General features: G+C 63.8%; 17 protein-coding genes. 10 read left to right on the top strand and 7 right to left on the bottom strand.

Annotated features, from left to right (window positions below; genetic code table 11):
- Positions 1–29: 29 nt before the first annotated feature.
- Positions 30–1,364, bottom strand: a complete 1,335-nt coding sequence (locus LU688_RS26800) for an ammonium transporter (RefSeq protein WP_038707050.1) — start codon at positions 1,362–1,364, stop codon at positions 30–32.
- A gap of 47 nt (positions 1,365–1,411) precedes the next feature.
- Positions 1,412–1,750: a P-II family nitrogen regulator gene (glnK, locus tag LU688_RS26805; RefSeq protein WP_002555808.1), complete on the bottom strand. Its 339-nt coding sequence runs from the start codon at positions 1,748–1,750 to the stop codon at positions 1,412–1,414.
- A gap of 406 nt (positions 1,751–2,156) precedes the next feature.
- Here glnK and LU688_RS26810 point away from each other — a divergent pair, with 406 nt between their 5' ends.
- The 8 genes from LU688_RS26810 (at position 2,157) to LU688_RS26845 (ending at position 11,859) form a co-directional block, all read left to right on the top strand.
- Positions 2,157–2,420: an accessory factor UbiK family protein gene (locus tag LU688_RS26810; RefSeq protein WP_102683536.1), complete on the top strand. Its 264-nt coding sequence runs from the start codon at positions 2,157–2,159 to the stop codon at positions 2,418–2,420.
- A 24-nt stretch (positions 2,421–2,444) separates the two neighbouring features.
- On the top strand, positions 2,445–2,873 hold the full coding sequence (locus LU688_RS26815) for a TOBE domain-containing protein (RefSeq protein ID WP_031316465.1): 429 nt from the start codon (positions 2,445–2,447) through the stop codon (positions 2,871–2,873).
- 801 nt (positions 2,874–3,674) lie between these two features.
- On the top strand, positions 3,675–6,386 hold the full coding sequence (mgtA, locus tag LU688_RS26820; RefSeq protein ID WP_094010910.1) for a magnesium-translocating P-type ATPase: 2,712 nt from the start codon (positions 3,675–3,677) through the stop codon (positions 6,384–6,386).
- 10 nt (positions 6,387–6,396) lie between these two features.
- Positions 6,397–6,831, top strand: a complete 435-nt coding sequence (locus LU688_RS26825) for a DUF2493 domain-containing protein (RefSeq protein ID WP_081941301.1) — start codon at positions 6,397–6,399, stop codon at positions 6,829–6,831.
- A 50-nt stretch (positions 6,832–6,881) separates the two neighbouring features.
- Entirely contained in the window at positions 6,882–8,369 is a 1,488-nt protein-coding gene (locus LU688_RS26830) for a YifB family Mg chelatase-like AAA ATPase (RefSeq protein ID WP_104444694.1), read from the top strand.
- A gap of 176 nt (positions 8,370–8,545) precedes the next feature.
- Positions 8,546–8,797: a DUF2790 domain-containing protein gene (locus LU688_RS26835; protein WP_094010908.1), complete on the top strand. Its 252-nt coding sequence runs from the start codon at positions 8,546–8,548 to the stop codon at positions 8,795–8,797.
- A 31-nt stretch (positions 8,798–8,828) separates the two neighbouring features.
- Positions 8,829–9,845, top strand: coding sequence for an alpha/beta hydrolase (locus LU688_RS26840; RefSeq protein ID WP_094010907.1), 1,017 nt, complete (start codon positions 8,829–8,831; stop codon positions 9,843–9,845).
- 226 nt (positions 9,846–10,071) lie between these two features.
- Positions 10,072–11,859: a monovalent cation:proton antiporter-2 (CPA2) family protein gene (locus tag LU688_RS26845; RefSeq protein WP_094010906.1), complete on the top strand. Its 1,788-nt coding sequence runs from the start codon at positions 10,072–10,074 to the stop codon at positions 11,857–11,859.
- A gap of 109 nt (positions 11,860–11,968) precedes the next feature.
- Here the strand turns inward: LU688_RS26845 and LU688_RS26850 are convergent, their stop codons facing one another.
- Together LU688_RS26850 and LU688_RS26855 are read right to left on the bottom strand one after the other, a co-directional pair.
- On the bottom strand, positions 11,969–13,108 hold the full coding sequence (locus LU688_RS26850) for an MFS transporter (protein WP_023629976.1): 1,140 nt from the start codon (positions 13,106–13,108) through the stop codon (positions 11,969–11,971).
- 104 nt (positions 13,109–13,212) lie between these two features.
- On the bottom strand, positions 13,213–14,706 hold the full coding sequence (locus LU688_RS26855; RefSeq protein ID WP_023629975.1) for an aldehyde dehydrogenase: 1,494 nt from the start codon (positions 14,704–14,706) through the stop codon (positions 13,213–13,215).
- A 195-nt stretch (positions 14,707–14,901) separates the two neighbouring features.
- Here LU688_RS26855 and LU688_RS26860 point away from each other — a divergent pair, with 195 nt between their 5' ends.
- Positions 14,902–15,261 carry a cupin domain-containing protein gene (locus LU688_RS26860; protein ID WP_094010905.1) on the top strand — a complete coding sequence of 120 codons (360 nt, stop codon included), beginning with the start codon at positions 14,902–14,904 and terminating at the stop codon, positions 15,259–15,261.
- A gap of 105 nt (positions 15,262–15,366) precedes the next feature.
- Here LU688_RS26860 and rpmG read toward each other — a convergent pair whose 3' ends face one another.
- Together rpmG and rpmB are read right to left on the bottom strand one after the other, a co-directional pair.
- Positions 15,367–15,522 carry a 50S ribosomal protein L33 gene (gene rpmG / locus LU688_RS26865; protein ID WP_003253507.1) on the bottom strand — a complete coding sequence of 52 codons (156 nt, stop codon included), beginning with the start codon at positions 15,520–15,522 and terminating at the stop codon, positions 15,367–15,369.
- Between the two features lie 11 nt (positions 15,523–15,533).
- Positions 15,534–15,770, bottom strand: coding sequence for a 50S ribosomal protein L28 (rpmB, locus tag LU688_RS26870; protein WP_023629974.1), 237 nt, complete (start codon positions 15,768–15,770; stop codon positions 15,534–15,536).
- A 371-nt stretch (positions 15,771–16,141) separates the two neighbouring features.
- Here rpmB and LU688_RS26875 point away from each other — a divergent pair, with 371 nt between their 5' ends.
- Positions 16,142–17,731 carry an ABC transporter substrate-binding protein gene (locus tag LU688_RS26875; protein WP_038707056.1) on the top strand — a complete coding sequence of 530 codons (1,590 nt, stop codon included), beginning with the start codon at positions 16,142–16,144 and terminating at the stop codon, positions 17,729–17,731.
- Positions 17,732–17,787: 56 nt separating this feature from the next.
- On the opposite strand, the gene radC is transcribed toward LU688_RS26875, so the two are convergent.
- Positions 17,788–18,468 carry a RadC family protein gene (radC, locus tag LU688_RS26880; RefSeq protein WP_232887950.1) on the bottom strand — a complete coding sequence of 227 codons (681 nt, stop codon included), beginning with the start codon at positions 18,466–18,468 and terminating at the stop codon, positions 17,788–17,790.
- Between the last annotated feature and the right edge of the window lie 68 nt (positions 18,469–18,536).

The following is an 18,536-nucleotide window of genomic DNA, read 5'->3' on the forward strand; positions in this document are numbered from 1 at the left end:
CGAACCGGGCAAGTTTTCCAGCGTGGCGGTTACAGGTTGTAGCCGCGCTCGTTGTGCTGAGCCAGGTCGAGGCCGACCGACTCTTCTTCTTCGCTGACCCGCAGCCCCATGACCAGGTCCAGGACCTTGAGGATCACGTAGGTGACGATGGCGGTGTAGACCACGGTGAAGATCACACCCTTGGCCTGGATCCAGAACTGCGCGGCGATGTCGGTTACCGCACCGAAGCCGCCCAGGGCAGGCGCCGCGAACACACCGGTGAGCAGGGCGCCGATGATCCCGCCGATACCGTGCACGCCGAAGGCGTCGAGGGAGTCGTCATAGCCCAGCTTGCGCTTGAGGCTGGTGGCGCAGAAGTAGCAGACCACGCCAGACACCAGGCCGATCACCAGGGCGCCCATCGGGCCGACGGTACCCGCGGCCGGGGTGATGGCGACCAGGCCGGCGACCACGCCCGAGGCGATGCCCAGTGCGCTTGGCTTGCCGTGGAAGATCCACTCGGCGAACATCCAGCCCAGGGCGGCGGCGGCGGTGGCGATCTGGGTCACCAGCATGGCCATCCCGGCAGTGCCGTTGGCCGCGGCGGCGGAACCGGCGTTGAAGCCGAACCAGCCGATCCACAGCATGGCCGCGCCCATCAGGGTGTAGCCCAGGTTGTGCGGGGCCATCGGCGTGGTCGGGTAGCCCTTGCGCTTGCCCAGCACCAGGCAGCAGACCAGGCCGGCGATACCGGCGTTGATGTGCACCACGGTGCCGCCGGCGAAGTCCAGCACGCCCCAGTCCCACATCAGCGCACCGTCACCGCTCCAGACCATGTGCGCGATCGGCGCATAGACCAAGGTGAACCAGACGCCCATGAAGATCAGCATCGCCGAGAACTTCATGCGTTCTGCGAATGCTCCGACGATCAGTGCCGGTGTGATGATGGCGAAAGTCATCTGGAAGGTGATGAACACGGCCTCAGGGAACAACGCGGTGGCCGAGGTCAGGCCCGACGGCGTGACGCCGCTGAGGAAGGCCTTGGAGAAGCCGCCGATGAAGGAATTGAAGTTGAGCACGCCCTTTTCCATACCGGTGGTATCGAAAGCCAGGCTGTAGCCATAGATGACCCAGAGGATGCTGATCAGGCCGGTGATGGCGAAGCACTGCATCATCACCGACAGCACGTTCTTCGAACGCACCATGCCGCCGTAGAACAGCGCCAGGCCCGGAATAGTCATGAACAGGACCAGTGCCGTCGAGGTGAGCATCCAGGCGGTGTCGCCGGAGTTCAGCACGGGGGCGGCAGTTTCCTCTGCCAGGGCCAGCCCTGGCATTACGAGGGACAATAGGGCTCCTAGCCCTGCGATCTTACGCAGAGTCATGTTGTTTTCTCCTGGGGCGTTGGGTTTGGTGAGGCTTTGCTTGGCGCTTAGATCGCGTCGGTATCGGTTTCGCCGGTACGGATGCGGATCGCCTGCTCCAGATTGACCACGAAGATCTTGCCGTCGCCGATCTTGCCGGTGTTAGCTGCCTTGGTGATGGCTTCAATTACCCGATCGAGGTCCTTGTCGTCGATGGCGACATCGATCTTCACCTTGGGCAGGAAATCGACCACGTATTCAGCACCGCGATACAGCTCGGTGTGACCCTTCTGCCGGCCGAAACCTTTGACCTCGGTCACGGTGATGCCCTGCACGCCGATTTCCGACAGCGACTCGCGCACGTCGTCCAGCTTGAACGGCTTGATGATGGCAGTGACTAGCTTCATGAAACTCTCTCCCGATTTGATGGACTTGCCCCAGGAAAACAAACCCGTCTCAAGTCTAAGCGCAGCGCCTGGCTTTGTAACGCGTCGTCGGCTCCATTCTCCCCGCCGACACACGATCCGCCTGTGACGAAGGACCTTGCGGCTCCGCCTGCGCACTGCCTGGTCACAAGGGACTGCATCAGTGCATGGCTCCCTCGGGTCTTTGCAGAAACCTTGCCAGTTCGAACAACGATCGGGAAAACAGGGAGTTGCGCGAATCGGTAGGGATTGGCCAGTTGCCAGCAGCGACAAAGTGCACAAAATCGGTGCGCGACTTTTGGCCGCCCTGCGCGAAAAGCGTGCAGGGCAAGCGGGCAAAAGCCCCGTGCTACACTGCTGCCCTTTCAGTGATCAGCGGATACCAGACATGCTCGCGCCCAAAGCCTTCCTCGATGCCCTGAGCGACCAGGCCTCGCGCCTGTTCAGCGGCGACACCGCCGCGCCCCGCGCCGAACTGGAAAGCCAGTTCAAGGTGCTGATGCAGGGTGCCTTCAGCAAGCTCGACCTGGTCAGCCGCGAGGAGTTCGACAGCCAGATGGTGGTACTGGCCCGCACCCGCGCGCGCCTCGAAGCCCTCGAGCAGCAATTCGCCGAGCTGGAAGCCAGGATGGCGCCGTCCGCCAAGGAATAACGATCGATACACGGAGTGTTTGCCATGAAAGTCAGTGCCCGCAATGTATTCGAAGGTACCGTCAGCGCCGTCCAGCCTGGCGCGGTGAATGCCGAGGTCGAGCTGACCCTCGGCGGCGGCGAGAAACTGGTGGCGGTGGTCACCATGGCCAGCCTGCACAACCTCAACATCAACGTCGGCAAGCAGGCCGTGGCGCTGGTCAAGGCACCGTGGGTGGTGCTGATGACCGATGCCGCTGGCTACAGGCTGTCGGCGCGCAACAGCCTCGAAGGCGAAGTGCTGCGGGTCGGCGACGGCGCGGTGAATGCCGAGGTGGTGCTGAAGCTGTCCGGCGGCACCGAGGTGTATGCCATCGTCACCCGTGAAGCGGTGCAGGAACTTGGCCTGAAGCCGGGTGTGAAGGCCACCGCGCTGATCAAGGCCTCGCACATCATCCTGGGCGCCAAGCCCTGATCGAATGCCCCTTCTACCTTGCCCAGGTAGAAGCGGGATTACCTCGCGATGCTAATCGCGCGGCACACTGGATTAATTCCCCTCTCAGCAGATGAAACTTGTTTAAGTTACGTCTTCCCGGTTGACTTCCCCGCTATGCTTTGCATAAAGTTCACCCGCCCCGAAAAGCGGGCCTTTATTTCAACTCACGAAGAATTCAATGGACACAGTATCTAGTCGCTGTCTGGCAGCCGTTGGCCGCCAGGCACTTGAACCGGAACTCCGGGCCCGCCCCTAGGTCGGGCAAGCCGCGCCAGAGCCTGATGCTCCGCCGTAGCTTGCCGCCCCGGGTGCCCGCCCGGTCGGAGGCAAGCTCATGAACCTCGATATAGCTACCCCTCGCCTGCGCGCCTTTGCGCACAAGGCCCCGTACCGTACTGTTCGCGGCTGGGGCTTGTCCTCACCCCTGAAACCGCCCAGTCGATAGCGCGCCCGTTACCGCCTGCAGTGACGCGCGCGATGCTGTCCGTTCGCTGAACTGACGCCATTTAAATCGTCAGAAACTTCCGAACTTTAAGTAATTAAAGTTCATTGGATTTCTATTGCCCGCCACTTAACAAATGGAATTAACCGACCATGGAATCAGCCAGTAGAAAGTTCGCTGCCGATCTTATTTCCGGCATTCGCCAGCGAACACGTAAACGTCGGAAAAACCACGTTTTTCATTGTTTGAATCATTGCGACACGGGACACGTTCACTCACCTTCCCCACCGTGAGTCAACTGTGTGTCGTGCCGCCTCCTGCGGCAGGAGCACAGCCAAATGACCGTAAAAGACCGCAACACCCGCAGCAAAGCCGGCGAAGACACCCGCCTGTCCATGCGCGCCGCCCGCGAGGCACGCAACGGCCTGGCCGTGACCCTGGCCAACCTCGATGCCAGCGAACTGGGCCTGACCGAGCACGAAGCCGCCAAGCGCCTGCAGCGCGACGGCGCCAACCAAGTCGCCCATGACAAGCCGCAACCGGCCCTGGTGCAATTGCTCAAGGCCTTGCACAACCCCTTCATCTACGTGCTGCTCACCCTCGCCGGCATCAGCTTCGTCACCGACTACTGGCTGCCGGTACGCGCAGGCGACATGGAAGAAGCGGACCTGACCAAGGTCATCATCATCATGGCCATGGTCAGCCTCAGCAGCCTGCTGCGCTTCTGGCAGGAGTACCGTTCGGGCAAGGCCGCTGACGCCCTCAAGGCCATGGTCCGCACCACCGCCACCGTGCTGCGCCGCGAGCGCCACGACCAGCCGGCGCACCTGCGCGAAGTGCCGATGAACGAGCTGGTGGCCGGCGATATCGTGCAATTGGCGGCCGGCGACATGATCCCCGCCGATATCCGCCTGATCGAGTCCCGCGACCTGTTCATCAGCCAGGCGGTACTGACCGGCGAGGCGCTGCCGGTGGAGAAGTACGACACCCTCGGCAACGTCGCGCAGAAGTCCGCCGGAGGCAGCGCCAGCGATGAAAGCGGCCTGCTCGACCTGCCCAACATCGGCTTCATGGGCACCAACGTGGTGAGCGGCCGCGCCCGCGCGGTGGTGGTGGCCACCGGCAAGCGCACCTACTTCGGTTCGCTGGCCAAGGCCATCGTCGGCTCGCGCAGCCAGACCGCCTTCGACCGTGGCGTGAACAGCGTCAGTCGCCTGTTGATCCGCTTCATGCTGGTGATGGTGCCGGTGGTGTTCATGCTCAACGGCGTGGTCAAGGGTGACTGGAGCGATGCCTTCCTGTTCGCCCTGGCCGTTGCGGTGGGCCTGACCCCGGAGATGCTGCCGATGATCGTCAGCGCCAACCTGGCCAAAGGCGCCGTGGCCATGGCCCGGCGCAAGGTGGTAGTCAAGCGCCTGAACGCCATCCAGAACTTCGGGTCGATGGATGTCCTGTGCACCGACAAGACCGGTACCTTGACCCAGGACCGCATCATCCTCGAACACCACGTCGACCCCAGCGGCCACAAGGACGCGCGGCTGTTGGAGCTGGCCTGGCTCAACAGCCACCACCAGAGCGGCGTGAAAAACCTGATGGACCAGGCCGTGCTGCGCTTTGCCGGCGAAAACCAGGGCTTCCAACCGCCCTATGCCTACGCCAAGGTCGACGAACTGCCCTTCGACTTCATCCGCCGTCGCCTGTCGGTGATCGTCAAGGATGCCCTGGGCGATCACCTGCTGGTGAGCAAGGGCGCCGTCGAGGAAATGCTGGCTATCGCCACCCATGTGGAAGAAGGCGGCCAGCGGGTCACTCTGGATGCCGGGCGACGCCAGCAACTGCTGGCCACCGCCAGCAGCTACAACCAGGAGGGTTTCCGCGTGCTGCTGGTCGGCACCCGGGACATCCCAGCTGCCGACGGCAAGCCTCAGTACCACACCGATGACGAACGCGAGCTGGTGATCCGTGGTTTTCTGACCTTCCTCGACCCGCCCAAGGAAACCGCCGGCCCGGCCATCGCCGCCCTGCGTGAAATGGGCGTGAAGGTGAAGGTGCTGACCGGCGACAACCCTGTGGTCACCTGCAAGGTCTGCCGCGAAGTGGGCCTGGAGCCCGGCCAACCACTGCTCGGTCAGGACATCGAACGCCTGGACGACACCCAGCTCAAGGCCCTGGTCGAAGAGCGCACGGTGTTCGCCAAGCTCACTCCGCTGCAGAAGTCGCGGGTACTCAAGGCACTGCAAGCCAATGGCCACACCGTGGGCTTCCTCGGTGACGGCATCAACGACGCCCCGGCGTTGCGCGATGCCGACGTGGGCATCTCAGTGGACAGCGGCACCGACATCGCCAGGGAATCGGCCGACATCATCCTCCTGGAAAAGAGCCTGCTGGTGCTGGAGGAAGGCGTGCTCAAGGGCCGCGAAACCTTCGGCAACATCATGAAGTACCTGTGCATGACCGCCAGTTCGAACTTCGGCAACGTGTTCTCGGTGCTGGTGGCCAGCGCGTTCATCCCGTTCATGCCAATGCTGGCGATCCACCTGCTGCTGCAGAACCTGATGTACGACTTTTCCCAACTGTCGCTGCCGTGGGATCGCATGGACAAGGAATTCCTGGCCGAGCCACGCAAGTGGGATGCGCGCAACATCGGTCGCTTCATGCTGTGGATCGGCCCAACCTCGTCGATTTTCGACATCACCACCTTTGCCCTGATGTGGTACGTGTTCGCCGCCAACAGCGTGGAAATGCAGGCGTTGTTCCAGTCCGGCTGGTTCATCGAGGGGTTGCTGTCGCAGACCTTGGTGGTGCACATGCTGCGCACGCGCAAGGTGCCGTTCTTCCAGAGTACCGCGGCGCTGCCGGTGATCCTGGCCACCGGCCTGGTGATGTGCCTGGGCATCTACATCCCGTTCTCGCCACTGGGGGCGATGGTCGGGCTGGTGCCGCTGCCGTGGGAATACTTCCCATGGCTGGCCGCTACCCTGCTCGGCTACTGCCTGGTGGCCCAGGGCATGAAGACCCTGTACATCCGCCGCTTCGGCCAGTGGTTCTGAGGGGGTGGGCATGCGCGTACTGATCTGCGCGGGGCGCAACTACGCCGACAACCAACGCTGCCGCCAGGCGCTGGACGCCCTCCAGCGCCAGCAACCAATCCAGGTGCTGATCCACGGCGGCAGCCAGCATCTGGGCGGCGAAATCGAAGGCTGGGCCCGCGAACAGGGCGCCGACATAGTGCGCTACCCGCCCAATTGGCAACTCCACGGCAAGTTGGCCGAGCGCCTGCGCAACCTCTTTATGTTGCGCGACAGTCGGCCCGACCTGGTGCTGGCGCTGCCGGGCGGTGATGATACCGAGGAGTTGCTGGCGCGGGCGCGGGGTTCGGGGATTCCGGTGATCTGCGCCAGGCAGCCACGCACGACGGGCGCCCACAGACTTGGGGGGCAGGCCGGACAAAATTCGACGCACTCTTCTCGTCCACTTGCACAAGAGCACCACTAAGCTTTGCCAGGCCGCAGGACGCGGCCATCACCTGCAAACACGGAGTGTCAATGTCCCTCGCCCTCGTCCACAGCCGCGCCCAGGTCGGGGTGCAGGCTCCGGCTGTCAGCGTCGAAACCCACCTGGCCAACGGCCTGCCCACGCTCACGCTGGTCGGTCTGCCAGAAACCACGGTCAAGGAGAGCAAGGATCGAGTCCGCAGCGCCATCGTCAACTCTGGCCTGGACTATCCGGCACGGCGCATCACCCAGAGCCTCGCCCCAGCCGACCTGCCCAAGGACGGTGGCCGCTACGACTTGGCCATCGCGCTGGGTATCCTGGCCGCCAATGGCCAGGTACCGGTTGCCGCCCTCGACGGCATTGAATGCCTGGGGGAACTGGCGCTGTCGGGTACGCTGCGCCCGGTGCAGGGTGTACTGCCTGCGGCATTGGCGGCGCGAGACGCGGGTCGGGCGCTGGTAGTACCCAGGGAGAATGCCGAGGAAGCCAGCCTGGCCAACGGCCTGGTGGTGTACGCGGTGGGGAGTCTGCGAGAACTGGCAGCCCACCTGAATGCTCAACCGGCAATGTCACCCTACGTGGCGAAAGGCCTGTTACTGGAGCAACGCCCCTACCCGGACCTCAGCGAAGTTCAAGGCCAGATCGCTGCCAAGCGGGCGCTGTTGGTCGCCGCAGCTGGTGCCCACAACCTGCTGCTCTCCGGCCCGCCGGGCACCGGCAAGACCCTGCTCGCCAGCCGCCTGCCCGGGCTGCTGCCGCCGCTGGACGAGCGCGAGGCGCTGGAGGTGGCGGCGATCCGCTCGGTCAGTGGCCAAGCACCGCTCGATTGCTGGCCACAGCGGCCGTTTCGCCATCCCCACCACTCGGCCTCCGGCCCGGCGCTGGTGGGTGGTGGCAGCCGACCGCAACCCGGCGAGATCACCCTGGCGCACCATGGCGTGCTGTTCCTCGATGAGCTGCCCGAATTTGAACGACGTGTGCTGGAGGTGCTGCGCGAGCCGCTGGAGTCTGGCGAGATCGTGGTAGCTCGGGCCAAGGACCGGGTACGCTTCCCGGCGCGCTTTCAACTGGTGGCAGCCATGAACCCGTGTCCTTGCGGCTATCTGGGTGACCCGACCGGCCGTTGCCGGTGCAGCAGCGAGCAGATCCAGCGCTACCGCAACAAGTTGTCCGGCCCCCTGCTCGACCGCATCGACCTGCACCTGACAGTGGCCCGGGAAAGTACCGTGCTGACCCACCAGCCCAGCGGGGAGACCAGCGCCAGTGTTGGCCAGCGGGTGGCCGAGGCACGGGAGCTGCAACAGCGCCGGCAGGGCTGCGCCAATGCCTTCCTCGATCTCAAGGGGCTGCGCCGGCATTGCCCGCTGGAGCCGGTCGACCAGGCCTGGCTGGAGCAGGCCTGCGAACGGCTGACGCTGTCGTTACGGGCAGCACACCGGCTGTTGAAGGTGGCCCGCACCCTGGCGGACCTGGAGTGCGCGCAATCCATTGCCAGGTCGCACCTGGCGGAGGCGCTGCAGTACCGGCCCAGCGCCTGATCTATTACGGCGGCTTCCGCGCAATCACCCGCTGCATCATGGCTGAGCTCCTTCGACAGACCCAGTCAATCGATCTCATAGCGGAAATATATTTTGCGCACTAAATATTTGCGCGCAATATCACCTCAAGCAGTAAGCAGTCGCCAACCCCACTCAGCAGAACCCGGAGAACGATCATGACCCTTCGCAAAGCCTTCGCCGTCACCGTCACCACCCTGGCCCTCGGCACCAGCGTCAGCAGCTTCGCCAGCGAAGCCACCTCGTACCACTATGGCATGGACCTGGACATCGCCAAGGTCGTCAGCGTCGATGCCCCCACCAGCACCCAAGGTCAGACCAGCACCGCCACCTTGACCTACCGCGACAGCAGCGGCCAGCTGCGCGCCGTGAGTTACGTGCAACCCACCGTCCTTGCCAATCAGAACTGAGCCGCGGCTCGCCCACCAAAGGAGCTACAACATGAAACTGTCCCACACCCTGACCGCCGGCCTGCTGGCCCTTGCCGTGAACAGCGCCTTCGCCGCCGGCAGCCCCGGTGTCGAACACACCACCCAGGGTTTCCTCGATGCCCTGGCCGCCGGTGGCGGCAAGCCGCTGGAGACCCTGGCGCCCAAGGATGCCCGTGCGGTGCTCAGCGGAGCCCAAGCCGGCGTAAAGGTCAATGTGTCGGAGATACGCGTCGAACGCCGGACCATCCAGGCCGGTGGCCAGCCACTGGAGATCCGTGTGGTTCGGCCCGCAGGGGCCAAGGGCGAATTGCCGGTATTCATGTTCTTCCACGGTGGCGGTTGGGTGCTGGGTGACTACCCTACCCACGAACGCCTGATCCGTGACCTTGTGGTGGGCTCCGGTGCTGCGGCAGTGTATGTCGACTATACGCCGTCCCCCGAAGCGAAGTTCCCCACCGCGATCAACCAGGCTTACGCGGCCACCCGCTGGGTTGCCGAGCATGGCAAGGAGATCGGCGTGGACGGTAGCCGCCTGGCGGTTGCCGGCAACAGCGTCGGCGGCAACATGGCCGCGGTGGTGGCACTGAAGGCCAAGGAGGCCGGCACGCCGAAGCTGCGCTTCCAGGCACTGCTGTGGCCGGTGACCGACGCCAACTTCAACAATGCGTCCTACAACCAGTTCGCCGAAGGACACTTCCTGACCCGCAACATGATGCAGTGGTTCTGGAACAGCTATATCACCGACCCGCGCCAGCGCGACGACATCCACGCCTCGCCGCTGCGCGCCAGCGTGGAGCAATTGAAGGGCCTGCCGCCGGCCCTGGTGCAAACCGCCGAAATGGACGTGCTGCGCGACGAAGGCGAAGCCTATGCCCGGAAACTGGACGCCGCCGGAGTGCCGGTGACCGCCGTGCGATACAACGGCATGATCCATGACTATGGCCTGCTCAATGTACTGAGCAGCGTGCCTAGTGTGCGCAGTGCCATGGACCAGGCGGCACAGGCCTTGAAAACCCATCTGCAATAACGGGTCGATCGCCTCCGCGGGGCAAGCCCGCTCCCACGCAGACATCACACCTGTGGGCGCGCTTGTCCCGCGACTGATTCAGCAAAGGTCCGACATTCAGAACGCTGCTTCCTGTAACCCCAGGATTGTCCTGTATCCCTTGTCCGCCGAAAATGCCCGCCTCTTTCATCGATGGCATAAGCTGTTGCATCAAGCGCTGCCGCATGCAGTTCAAGGAGTCCGAGCGATGCCACACGAAGGCAGCCTTCTACAAACCGCCGTCATTTTCCTCCTCGCCGCCGTGGTCGCCGTGCCACTGGCCAAGCGCCTGCAACTGGGCGCCGTGCTCGGCTACCTGTTGGCCGGCGTGGCCATCGGCCCGCAGGCCCTGGGACTGATCCGTGACACCGAGAGCGTCGCGCACATCTCCGAGCTGGGTGTGGTGTTGCTGCTGTTCATCATCGGCCTGGAGCTTTCACCACGACGCTTGTGGCTGATGCGCAAATCGGTGTTCGGCGTCGGCACCGCTCAGGTCGTGCTGACCGGCGCGGTACTTGGCGCCATCGCCCTGTTCGGCTTCAGCCAGAGCCTGCCGGCGGCCATCGTGCTCGGCCTGGGTTTGGCGCTGTCATCCACCGCACTGGGCCTGCAGAGCCTGGCCGAGAGCAAGCAGCTCAATGCGCCCCACGGTCGGCTGGCCTTCGCCATCCTGCTGTTCCAGGACATTGCCGCAATCCCGTTGATCGCCCTGGTGCCGCTGCTGGCCGCCAGCGGCCCCGACACCAGCCACGGCGACAGCATCGAACATGGCCTGAAGGTGTTCGCCAGCATCGCCATCGTCATCGTCGGCGGCCGCTATCTGCTGCGTCCGTTGTTCCGTATCGTCGCCCGCACCGGTTTGCCGGAAGTCTCCACAGCCACCGCGCTTCTGGTGGTAATCGGCACCGCTTGGCTGATGGAGGAAGCCGGCGTGTCCATGGCTCTGGGCGCCTTCCTCGCCGGCCTGCTGCTGGCCGACTCCGAATACCGCCATGAGCTGGAGTCGCAGATCGAGCCGTTCAAAGGCCTGCTGCTGGGCCTGTTCTTCATCAGCGTCGGCATGGGCGCCAACCTGCGCCTGCTGCTGGAAATGCCGCTGGTGTTGCTGGGCCTGACCCTGTTGTTGATCGGCGTGAAGCTGGCGTTGCTGATAGGCGTCGGCCGCCTGGCCGGTGGCCTGAACAGCGCCAGCGCCCTGCGCCTGGGCATGGTACTGGCCGCCGGCGGCGAGTTCGCCTTCGTGGTGTTCAAGCTGGGCAAGGACCAGGGCCTGCTCGACACCCAGACCTACGACCTGCTGTTGATGACCATCACCCTGTCGATGGCGCTAACGCCACTGCTGATGCTCGGCTGCGCCCGCGCCCTGAAGCGCCCGCAGGCGGCCCGCGAGGTGCCCGAGCAGTACAAGGCCATCGACGCGGGCACCCCGCGCGTGGTGATCGCCGGCATGGGCCGCATGGGCCAGATCGTCGCGCGCATCCTGCGGGCGCAGAAGATCCCGTTCATTGCCTTGGAGACCTCGGTCGACGCCATCGAAATGACTCGCATGTTCGAACAGGTGCCAGTGTTCTATGGCGACCCGCTGCGCCCCGAAGTGCTGCACGCGGCCAAGGTTGGCGAGGCGGAGTATTTCATCATCACCATTGATGATCCCGAGGTGGCCATTCACACCGCGGAGCGGGCCAAGCGCCTGTATCCGCACCTGAAAGTGATCGCCCGGGCACGCAACCGCCAGCACGTGCACAAGCTGATTGACGTGGGTGCCGACCCGATTCGCGAGACGTTCTATTCCAGCCTGGAGATGAGCCGGCGCGCGTTGATCGGGCTGGGGCTCACCGAAGCGCAGGCGACAGACCGCATCGCCCGGTTCACCGAGCATGATGAGCAGGTCCTGGAGGCCCAGGGGCAGGTACGCGACGACCGGGCCAAGGTGATGCAGACGGCCAAGGAGGCGCGGGTGGAGCTGGAGCGGTTGTTCGCCTCGGATGATGTCTGATGAAGCCGGCTAGGGCCCGTTGTGGGCCCGCTGCATCGGATCGAGATGGTGCGCTACAGATGTGTGTAAGCTTGACGGCGAGGGGCTGTGTAGCAGCCCCAGTCAGTAATCACGCCGCCGCAGGTTCAAATGCATCTTTGCGCCGTGTCAGCAGCACCAACCCCGCCGCTCCCGCTGCCATCAGCAACGGCAACGCGTGCCCGCTGATCCACTGGCTCCCCGCCCCGGCCAGCAACGGCCCGAGCAGGCAACCGATACCCCACAGCTGCGCCACGTGAGCATTGGCCCGCACCAGTTCGTCATCCCGATAGCGCTCGCCGATCAGCACCAGTGACAATGTGAACAAGCCGCCCGCGCTGGCACCGAACAGGACCCACAGCGGCCAGATCGCCGGGTTATGCAGCAGCACTGGAATCACCAGGCTTGAGACCAGCAAGGTCAGTGCACAGCCGCTGAACAGCGTTCGCCGTGACATGCGATCGGCCAAGGCGCCAATCGGTAATTGCAGCACCGCATCACCCACCACCACAGTGCTGACCATGAACAACGCCACCTCCGTGGTGAACCCTTGCTGCAGGCAGTAGACCGGCAGTAGCGTCAGGATCATCGCCTCGAATGCCGCAAACAGCGCGATCGCCCAGGCGATCACCGGCAGACGCCGACAAAAGCCGAACAGATCGGCGAAGGTCACGCTGCACGCCTCAGTGGTCGGTGCACCGCCGCGCCCCAGCAGAATCAGCGGTGCAACCAGCAACAAGCCGCTCGCCGCCCAGAAGCCGAAATCATCGTCAGAGCCCAGAAAACCTAGAACCAACGGGCCGGCCAACTGGCTAAGTGCATAGCTGCTGCCATACAGCGCTACCAACCGGCCACGCCACTGTTCGACCACCAACTGGTTGATCCAGCTCTCACCAAGGATGAACACCACCGTCAGCGACATACCGATCATCAAGCGCAGTACCAGCCACAGGGCATAACTGGGCAGCAGCGCCACCAGGCTGATCGACAGCGCCCCACCCCACAGGCACAGACGCATGGCCATGGGTACGCCGACCCAACCGGCAAGGCGGCTGGCCAGGCTGGCACCGACCAGCACACCTAGGGCCGGCATCGCCGCCATCACGCCGATGGCGAATCCACCGTAGCCCCAACCCTCCAGGCGCAGGGACACCAGCGGCATACTCACGCCGAGCGCAAGCCCGACACTGAGCACCGACGCCAGGACGGCAAAGTAGGTTCCCCAACGCATAGCGGCCTCCGGGTAAGAATTCTGGCAAAAAGCATCGCGGGGCAAGCCCGCTCCCACTACTCATGTGGGAGCGGGCTTGCCCCGCGAAAAAAGGCGCTACCCGATTACAGCTTGATCCAGGTCGCCTTCAGCTCGGTGTACTTATCCAGCGCGTGCAGCGACTTGTCACGGCCGTTGCCCGACTGCTTGAAGCCACCGAACGGCGCGGTCATGTCGCCACCGTCGTACTGGTTGACCCAGACACTGCCGGCGCGCACGGCGCGGGCGGTCTTGTGCGCCTTGGAAATGTCCGAGGTCCAGATGCCCGCCGCCAGGCCGTATGGCGTGTCGTTGGCGATGGCCACGGCCTCTTCGGCGGTGTCGAAGGTGATCACCGACAGTACCGGGCCGAAGATCTCTTCCTTGGCGATCTTCATCGCATTGGTCACGCCGTCGAAGATAGTCGGCTCGACGTAGGTGCCACCGGTCTCTTCGAGGATGCGCTTGCCACCAGCCAGCAGCTTGGCGCCATCCTGGTGACCGGCCTCGATGTAGGACAGCACGGTGTTCATCTGCTGGGTGTCGACCAGGGCACCGACGGTGGTTGCCGGGTCCAGCGGGTTGCCCGGTTTCCAGGCCTTGAGGGCCTCGACCACCATGGGCAGGAACTTGTCCTTGATCGAGCGCTCGACCAACAGGCGCGAACCTGCGGTGCAGACTTCGCCCTGGTTGAAAGCGATGGCGCTGGCGGCGGCCTCAGCGGCGGCCTGCAGGTCAGGGGCGTCGGCGAAGACGATGTTCGGGCTCTTGCCACCGGCTTCCAGCCACACGCGCTTCATGTTCGACTCACCGGCATAGACCATCAGCTGCTTGGCGATCTTGGTCGAACCGGTGAACACCAGGGTGTCGACGTCCATGTGCAGGGCCAGGGCCTTGCCCACGGTGTGTCCGTAGCCTGGCAGCACGTTCAGCACGCCAGCCGGAATACCGGCCTCGATGGCCAGCTGGGCGATGCGGATTGCGGTCAGCGGCGATTTTTCGGACGGTTTGAGCACGATGGAGTTGCCGGTGGCCAGGGCTGGGCCCAGCTTCCAGCACGCCATCAGCAGCGGGAAGTTCCACGGCACGATGGCACCGACCACACCCACGGGCTCGCGGGTCACCAGGCCCAGTTGGTCGTGCGGGGTCGGGGCGACTTCGTCGTAGACTTTGTCGATGGCTTCGGCAGTCCAGTGGATGGCCTGCGCCGCGCCCGGAATGTCGATGGTGGAGGAGTCACCGATCGGCTTGCCCATGTCGAGGGTTTCGAGCAGGGCCAGTTCCTCGACGTTCTTGCGCAGCAAGTCGGCGAAGCGGATCAGCTTGGCCTTGCGCTTGGCCGGGGCCAGGCGCGACCAAGCGCCGGATTCGAACACGGCGCGGGCGTTGTCGACAGCGCGGTTGGCGTCGGCCAGGTCGCAGCTGGCGACCTTGGCCAGGAAGCGTCCGTCCACCGGGCTCAGGCAGTCGAAGGTTTCACCGGATGCGGCATCGGTGTATTCGCCGTTGATGAAGGCGCGGCCTTCGATCTTCAGTTGCTGGGCACGCTGTTCCCAGTCCGCACGAGTCAGGGTGGTCATAGGAAACTCCTCTCTTGTTAAGGTGCAACGCCGCACTGAGGACTCACGGGCGCTGTCAGAAATTCTGGCCGGGTGACGACGCACACGGGCACCTGCCACCCTAAACCAGGGCGGGGAAACTATCAATATATTTGACACCAACGGCTCAAATGCCTACTGATGTTCATTTTATTAAACAACGACAGGGTAACCACCATGAGTATCACCAGCATCGTCGACTTTGCCCAAGTTCTGACCGAAGCCGAACGCTACCGTCCGGCAGCGGAGAAAATCCTCAAGGGCGAGCCTGACCAGGCTGTCTACAACCACTACACCAGCCCGTGCGGGCAGTTCGCTGCGGGCGTCTGGGAAGGCGAGGTGGGCCAGTGGACGGTGAACTACACCGAGCACGAGTACTGCGAGATCGTCCAGGGTGTGTCGGTGCTGCGCGACCAGGACGGCGGCGCCAAGACCTTGCGTGCCGGCGATCGCTTTGTGATCCCCGCAGGCTTCAAGGGCACCTGGGAAGTGCTGGAGCCGTGCCGCAAGATCTATGTGATGTTCGAGCAGAAATGAACCCAATCGCGGGGCCCGGCTTCATGCAGGCCCCGCGATGACTTTGCTGGAGACATAAAAAAACCCGCCACCTTGCGGTTGCGGGTTTTTCAGGTTGCCGATCAATTACTTGATCTTGGCTTCCTTGTACACCACGTGCTTGCGGACGACCGGATCGTACTTCTTGATCTCGATCTTGTCCGGAGTGGTGCGCTTGTTCTTGTCGGTGGTGTAGAAGTGGCCGGTACCGGCACTCGAAACCAGACGGATCAATTCACGCATGATGTTCTCCTTTAAACCTTGGCGCCAGCGCGACGGATGTCGACCAGAACGGCATCGATGCCGCGCTTGTCGATGATACGCATGCCTTTGGCGGAAACGCGCAGACGCACGAAGCGCTTCTCGGACTCAACCCAGAAACGGTGGTGCTGCAGGTTCGGCAGGAAACGACGACGGGTTTTGTTGTTTGCGTGGGAAATATTGTTCCCAGTTACCGGACCCTTACCGGTAACTTGACAGACTCTCGACATGCCTCAGCCCTCTAAAACCACATGCCCAACCCGGCATGGGTTGGCCGCTTAATCTCTCAGTCAATGGCGCCAAGGCGCCGTGTTCCCGGGGGTCTTATCGGCCGGGTGCGCTTACGCGACAGACCGAGCCCCTAGAAAAGAGCGCTGCTTTATACCAGAAAGACTCCGCCACAACAACAGAATATGAGAGTTCCGGTCGGGCCGAGCGCGCCTGGGCAGCATAACGACTGGGGCGGCAAGCTGTCGACCGCCCGTCGCCGAATTAATGCGAAAGGGTGTGGTCATTTGCCCATGCCCGCACTAGGGTAGGACATTTCCTCAATTTCCAGACTGCACCGGCAGATGGGCCACCGACCAGCCAAGGAGTCACCATGCGTGCCGCCGCCCTTTCCCTCCTGTTCACCACCCTGTGCGCCACGGGCCTTGCCCAGGCCGCAGCGCTGTCGGTGTGCACCGAAGCCAGCCCCGAAGGCTTCGACGTGGTGCAGTACAACTCGCTGACCACTACCAACGCCTCGGCCGACGTGCTGATGAACCGCCTGGTCGAGTTCGATGCCGCCGAGGGCAAGGTGGTGCCAAGCCTGGCGCAAAGCTGGACGGTGTCGCCTGACGGCCTGGTCTACGACTTCAAGCTGCGCCCGGACGTGAAGTTTCACACCACCGCTTACTTCAAGCCGACCCGCGAACTGAACGCCGACGACGTCCTGTTCAGCTTCCAACGCATGCTTTATCCGGCCCACCCCTGGCACAAGACCGCCCCGGGCGGCTACCCGCATGCCCAATCTCTGCAACTGGGCAGCTTGATCAAGGCCATCGACGCACCCGAGCCGCACACCGTGCGCTTCACCCTGACCCACGCCGACGCCACTTTCCTGGCCACCCTGAGCATGGGTTTTGCCTCGATCTACTCCGCCGAATATGCCGACAAGCTGCTCAAGGCCGGCACCCCCGAGAAACTCAACAACCAGCCAGTGGGCACCGGCCCGTTCGTCTTCCAGCGTTTCCAGAAAGACGCCGTGGTGCGCTACCGCGCCAACCCTGACTATTTCGCCGGCAAGCCGTCGGTCGACCCGCTGATCTACGCCATCACCCCGGACGCCAACGTCCGCCTGCAAAAGATCAGGCGCGGCGAATGCCAGGTGGCCCTGTCGCCCAAGCCGCTGGACATCGCCGAGGCCGGCAAGGACGGCAACCTCAAGGTCGCCACCACCCCGGCATTCATGACCGCCTTCGTCGCCATCAACAGCCAGCACCCGCCACTGGACAAGCCTGAAGTGCGCCAGGCCATCAACCTGGCCTTCGACAAGCCGGCCTACCTCAAGGCCGTGTTCGAAGATACCGCCACTGCCGCCAACGGTCCTTATCCGCCGAATACCTGGAGCTATGCCAAGGACCTGCCCGGCTACACACTCGATCACAAGAAAGCCAAGGCATTGCTGGCCAAGGCCGGCCTGGGCAAGGGTTTCGAGACCACCATCTGGACCCGCCCGTCGGGCAGCCTGCTCAACCCCAACCCCAGCCTGGGCGCACAGATGCTGCAGGCCGACCTTGCGAAAATCGGCATCAAGGCCGAGATCCGCACCATCGAGTGGGGCGAGCTGATCCGCCGCGCCAAGGCCGGCGAGCACGACCTGCTGTTCATGGGCTGGGCCGGAGACAACGGCGACCCGGACAACTTCCTCAGCCCGCAGTTTGCCTGCGCCGCGGTCAAGTCCGGGACCAACTTCGCGCGTTTCTGCGACAACCGCCTGGACCAGCTGATCAACGCCGGCCGCACCACCAACGACCAGAGCGTGCGCAGCCGCCTGTACCAGCAGGCTCAGACGCTGATCCAGCAGCAGGCGCTGTGGCTGCCGCTGGCGCATCCGACTGCGGCAGCGTTGCTGCGCCAGGACGTACAGGGTTACCAGGTGAGCCCGTTCGGGCGGCAGGATTTCAGCAAGGTCTCAGTCAACCGCTGACGCCCAATCACGAGGCAAGCCCACAGTCATTGGACAGCGGGCTTGCCCCGCGCTGCCTAACCGGCCAGCCATCCATGCTCGACCATCGACAAAGGCTCGCCATCACCCACGATGACATGGTCCATCACCCGCACATCGATCAGCGCCAGCGAGCGCTTGAGCATCAGCGTCAAGTGCACGTCATCCTGACTCGGCTCGCATATGCCCGACGGATGGTTATGGCAAAGGATCAGGGCCGCCGCGTTGTGCAGCAATGAGCGCCGAACGACCTCGCGGGGGTAGATACTCGCGCGGTCTATGGTGCCACGGAACAGTATCTCGAACGCCAGCGGCCGATGTTTGGTGTCCAGGAACAGGCAGCCGAACACCTCGCTGGACTCGTGCCGCAGCATGGACTTGAGATAGCGCCTCACCGAGGCCGGGCTCTCCAGAACCGACGCACGCTCGATGTGCTCGTCCAGGTAGCGCCTGCCTATTTCCAGCAATGCCTGCAACTGCGCATACCGCACCGGCCCCAGGCCAGGCTCGCGCAGCACCATGGCCCGATCCGCCTCGAGGAACTGGCGCAGCCCGCCGAACTTTGCCAGCAACCCACGCGCCAGGTCGAGCACATTGCGCCCGGCAACCCCAGACCCCAGCAGAACCGCCAGCAATTCCGCATCCGACAGGATCCCCGCGCCACGCTGCAACAACTTCTCCCTCGGCCGTTCTTCAGCCGGCCACTCCCTCATGTTCATTTCCCCTCCTCGCCTGCCACTACGGCCCCTTTGGGCGCTGTGTTAATCTAGTTCGCTTCGAAAATGCG

Source organism: Pseudomonas soli, from assembly GCF_021283165.2.
GTDB lineage: Bacteria > Pseudomonadota > Gammaproteobacteria > Pseudomonadales > Pseudomonadaceae > Aquipseudomonas > Aquipseudomonas soli.

Coding starts and splice junctions, on each gene's coding strand:
- LU688_RS26800 (WP_038707050.1), bottom strand. CDS start 1,364: ATGACTCTGCGTAAGATCGCAGGGCTAGGAGCCCTATTGTCCCTCGTA.
- glnK (WP_002555808.1), bottom strand. CDS start 1,750: ATGAAGCTAGTCACTGCCATCATCAAGCCGTTCAAGCTGGACGACGTG.
- LU688_RS26810 (WP_102683536.1), top strand. CDS start 2,157: ATGCTCGCGCCCAAAGCCTTCCTCGATGCCCTGAGCGACCAGGCCTCG.
- LU688_RS26815 (WP_031316465.1), top strand. CDS start 2,445: ATGAAAGTCAGTGCCCGCAATGTATTCGAAGGTACCGTCAGCGCCGTC.
- mgtA (WP_094010910.1), top strand. CDS start 3,675: ATGACCGTAAAAGACCGCAACACCCGCAGCAAAGCCGGCGAAGACACC.
- LU688_RS26825 (WP_081941301.1), top strand. CDS start 6,397: ATGCGCGTACTGATCTGCGCGGGGCGCAACTACGCCGACAACCAACGC.
- LU688_RS26830 (WP_104444694.1), top strand. CDS start 6,882: ATGTCCCTCGCCCTCGTCCACAGCCGCGCCCAGGTCGGGGTGCAGGCT.
- LU688_RS26835 (WP_094010908.1), top strand. CDS start 8,546: ATGACCCTTCGCAAAGCCTTCGCCGTCACCGTCACCACCCTGGCCCTC.
- LU688_RS26840 (WP_094010907.1), top strand. CDS start 8,829: ATGAAACTGTCCCACACCCTGACCGCCGGCCTGCTGGCCCTTGCCGTG.
- LU688_RS26845 (WP_094010906.1), top strand. CDS start 10,072: ATGCCACACGAAGGCAGCCTTCTACAAACCGCCGTCATTTTCCTCCTC.
- LU688_RS26850 (WP_023629976.1), bottom strand. CDS start 13,108: ATGCGTTGGGGAACCTACTTTGCCGTCCTGGCGTCGGTGCTCAGTGTC.
- LU688_RS26855 (WP_023629975.1), bottom strand. CDS start 14,706: ATGACCACCCTGACTCGTGCGGACTGGGAACAGCGTGCCCAGCAACTG.
- LU688_RS26860 (WP_094010905.1), top strand. CDS start 14,902: ATGAGTATCACCAGCATCGTCGACTTTGCCCAAGTTCTGACCGAAGCC.
- rpmG (WP_003253507.1), bottom strand. CDS start 15,522: ATGCGTGAATTGATCCGTCTGGTTTCGAGTGCCGGTACCGGCCACTTC.
- rpmB (WP_023629974.1), bottom strand. CDS start 15,770: ATGTCGAGAGTCTGTCAAGTTACCGGTAAGGGTCCGGTAACTGGGAAC.
- LU688_RS26875 (WP_038707056.1), top strand. CDS start 16,142: ATGCGTGCCGCCGCCCTTTCCCTCCTGTTCACCACCCTGTGCGCCACG.
- radC (WP_232887950.1), bottom strand. CDS start 18,468: ATGAACATGAGGGAGTGGCCGGCTGAAGAACGGCCGAGGGAGAAGTTG.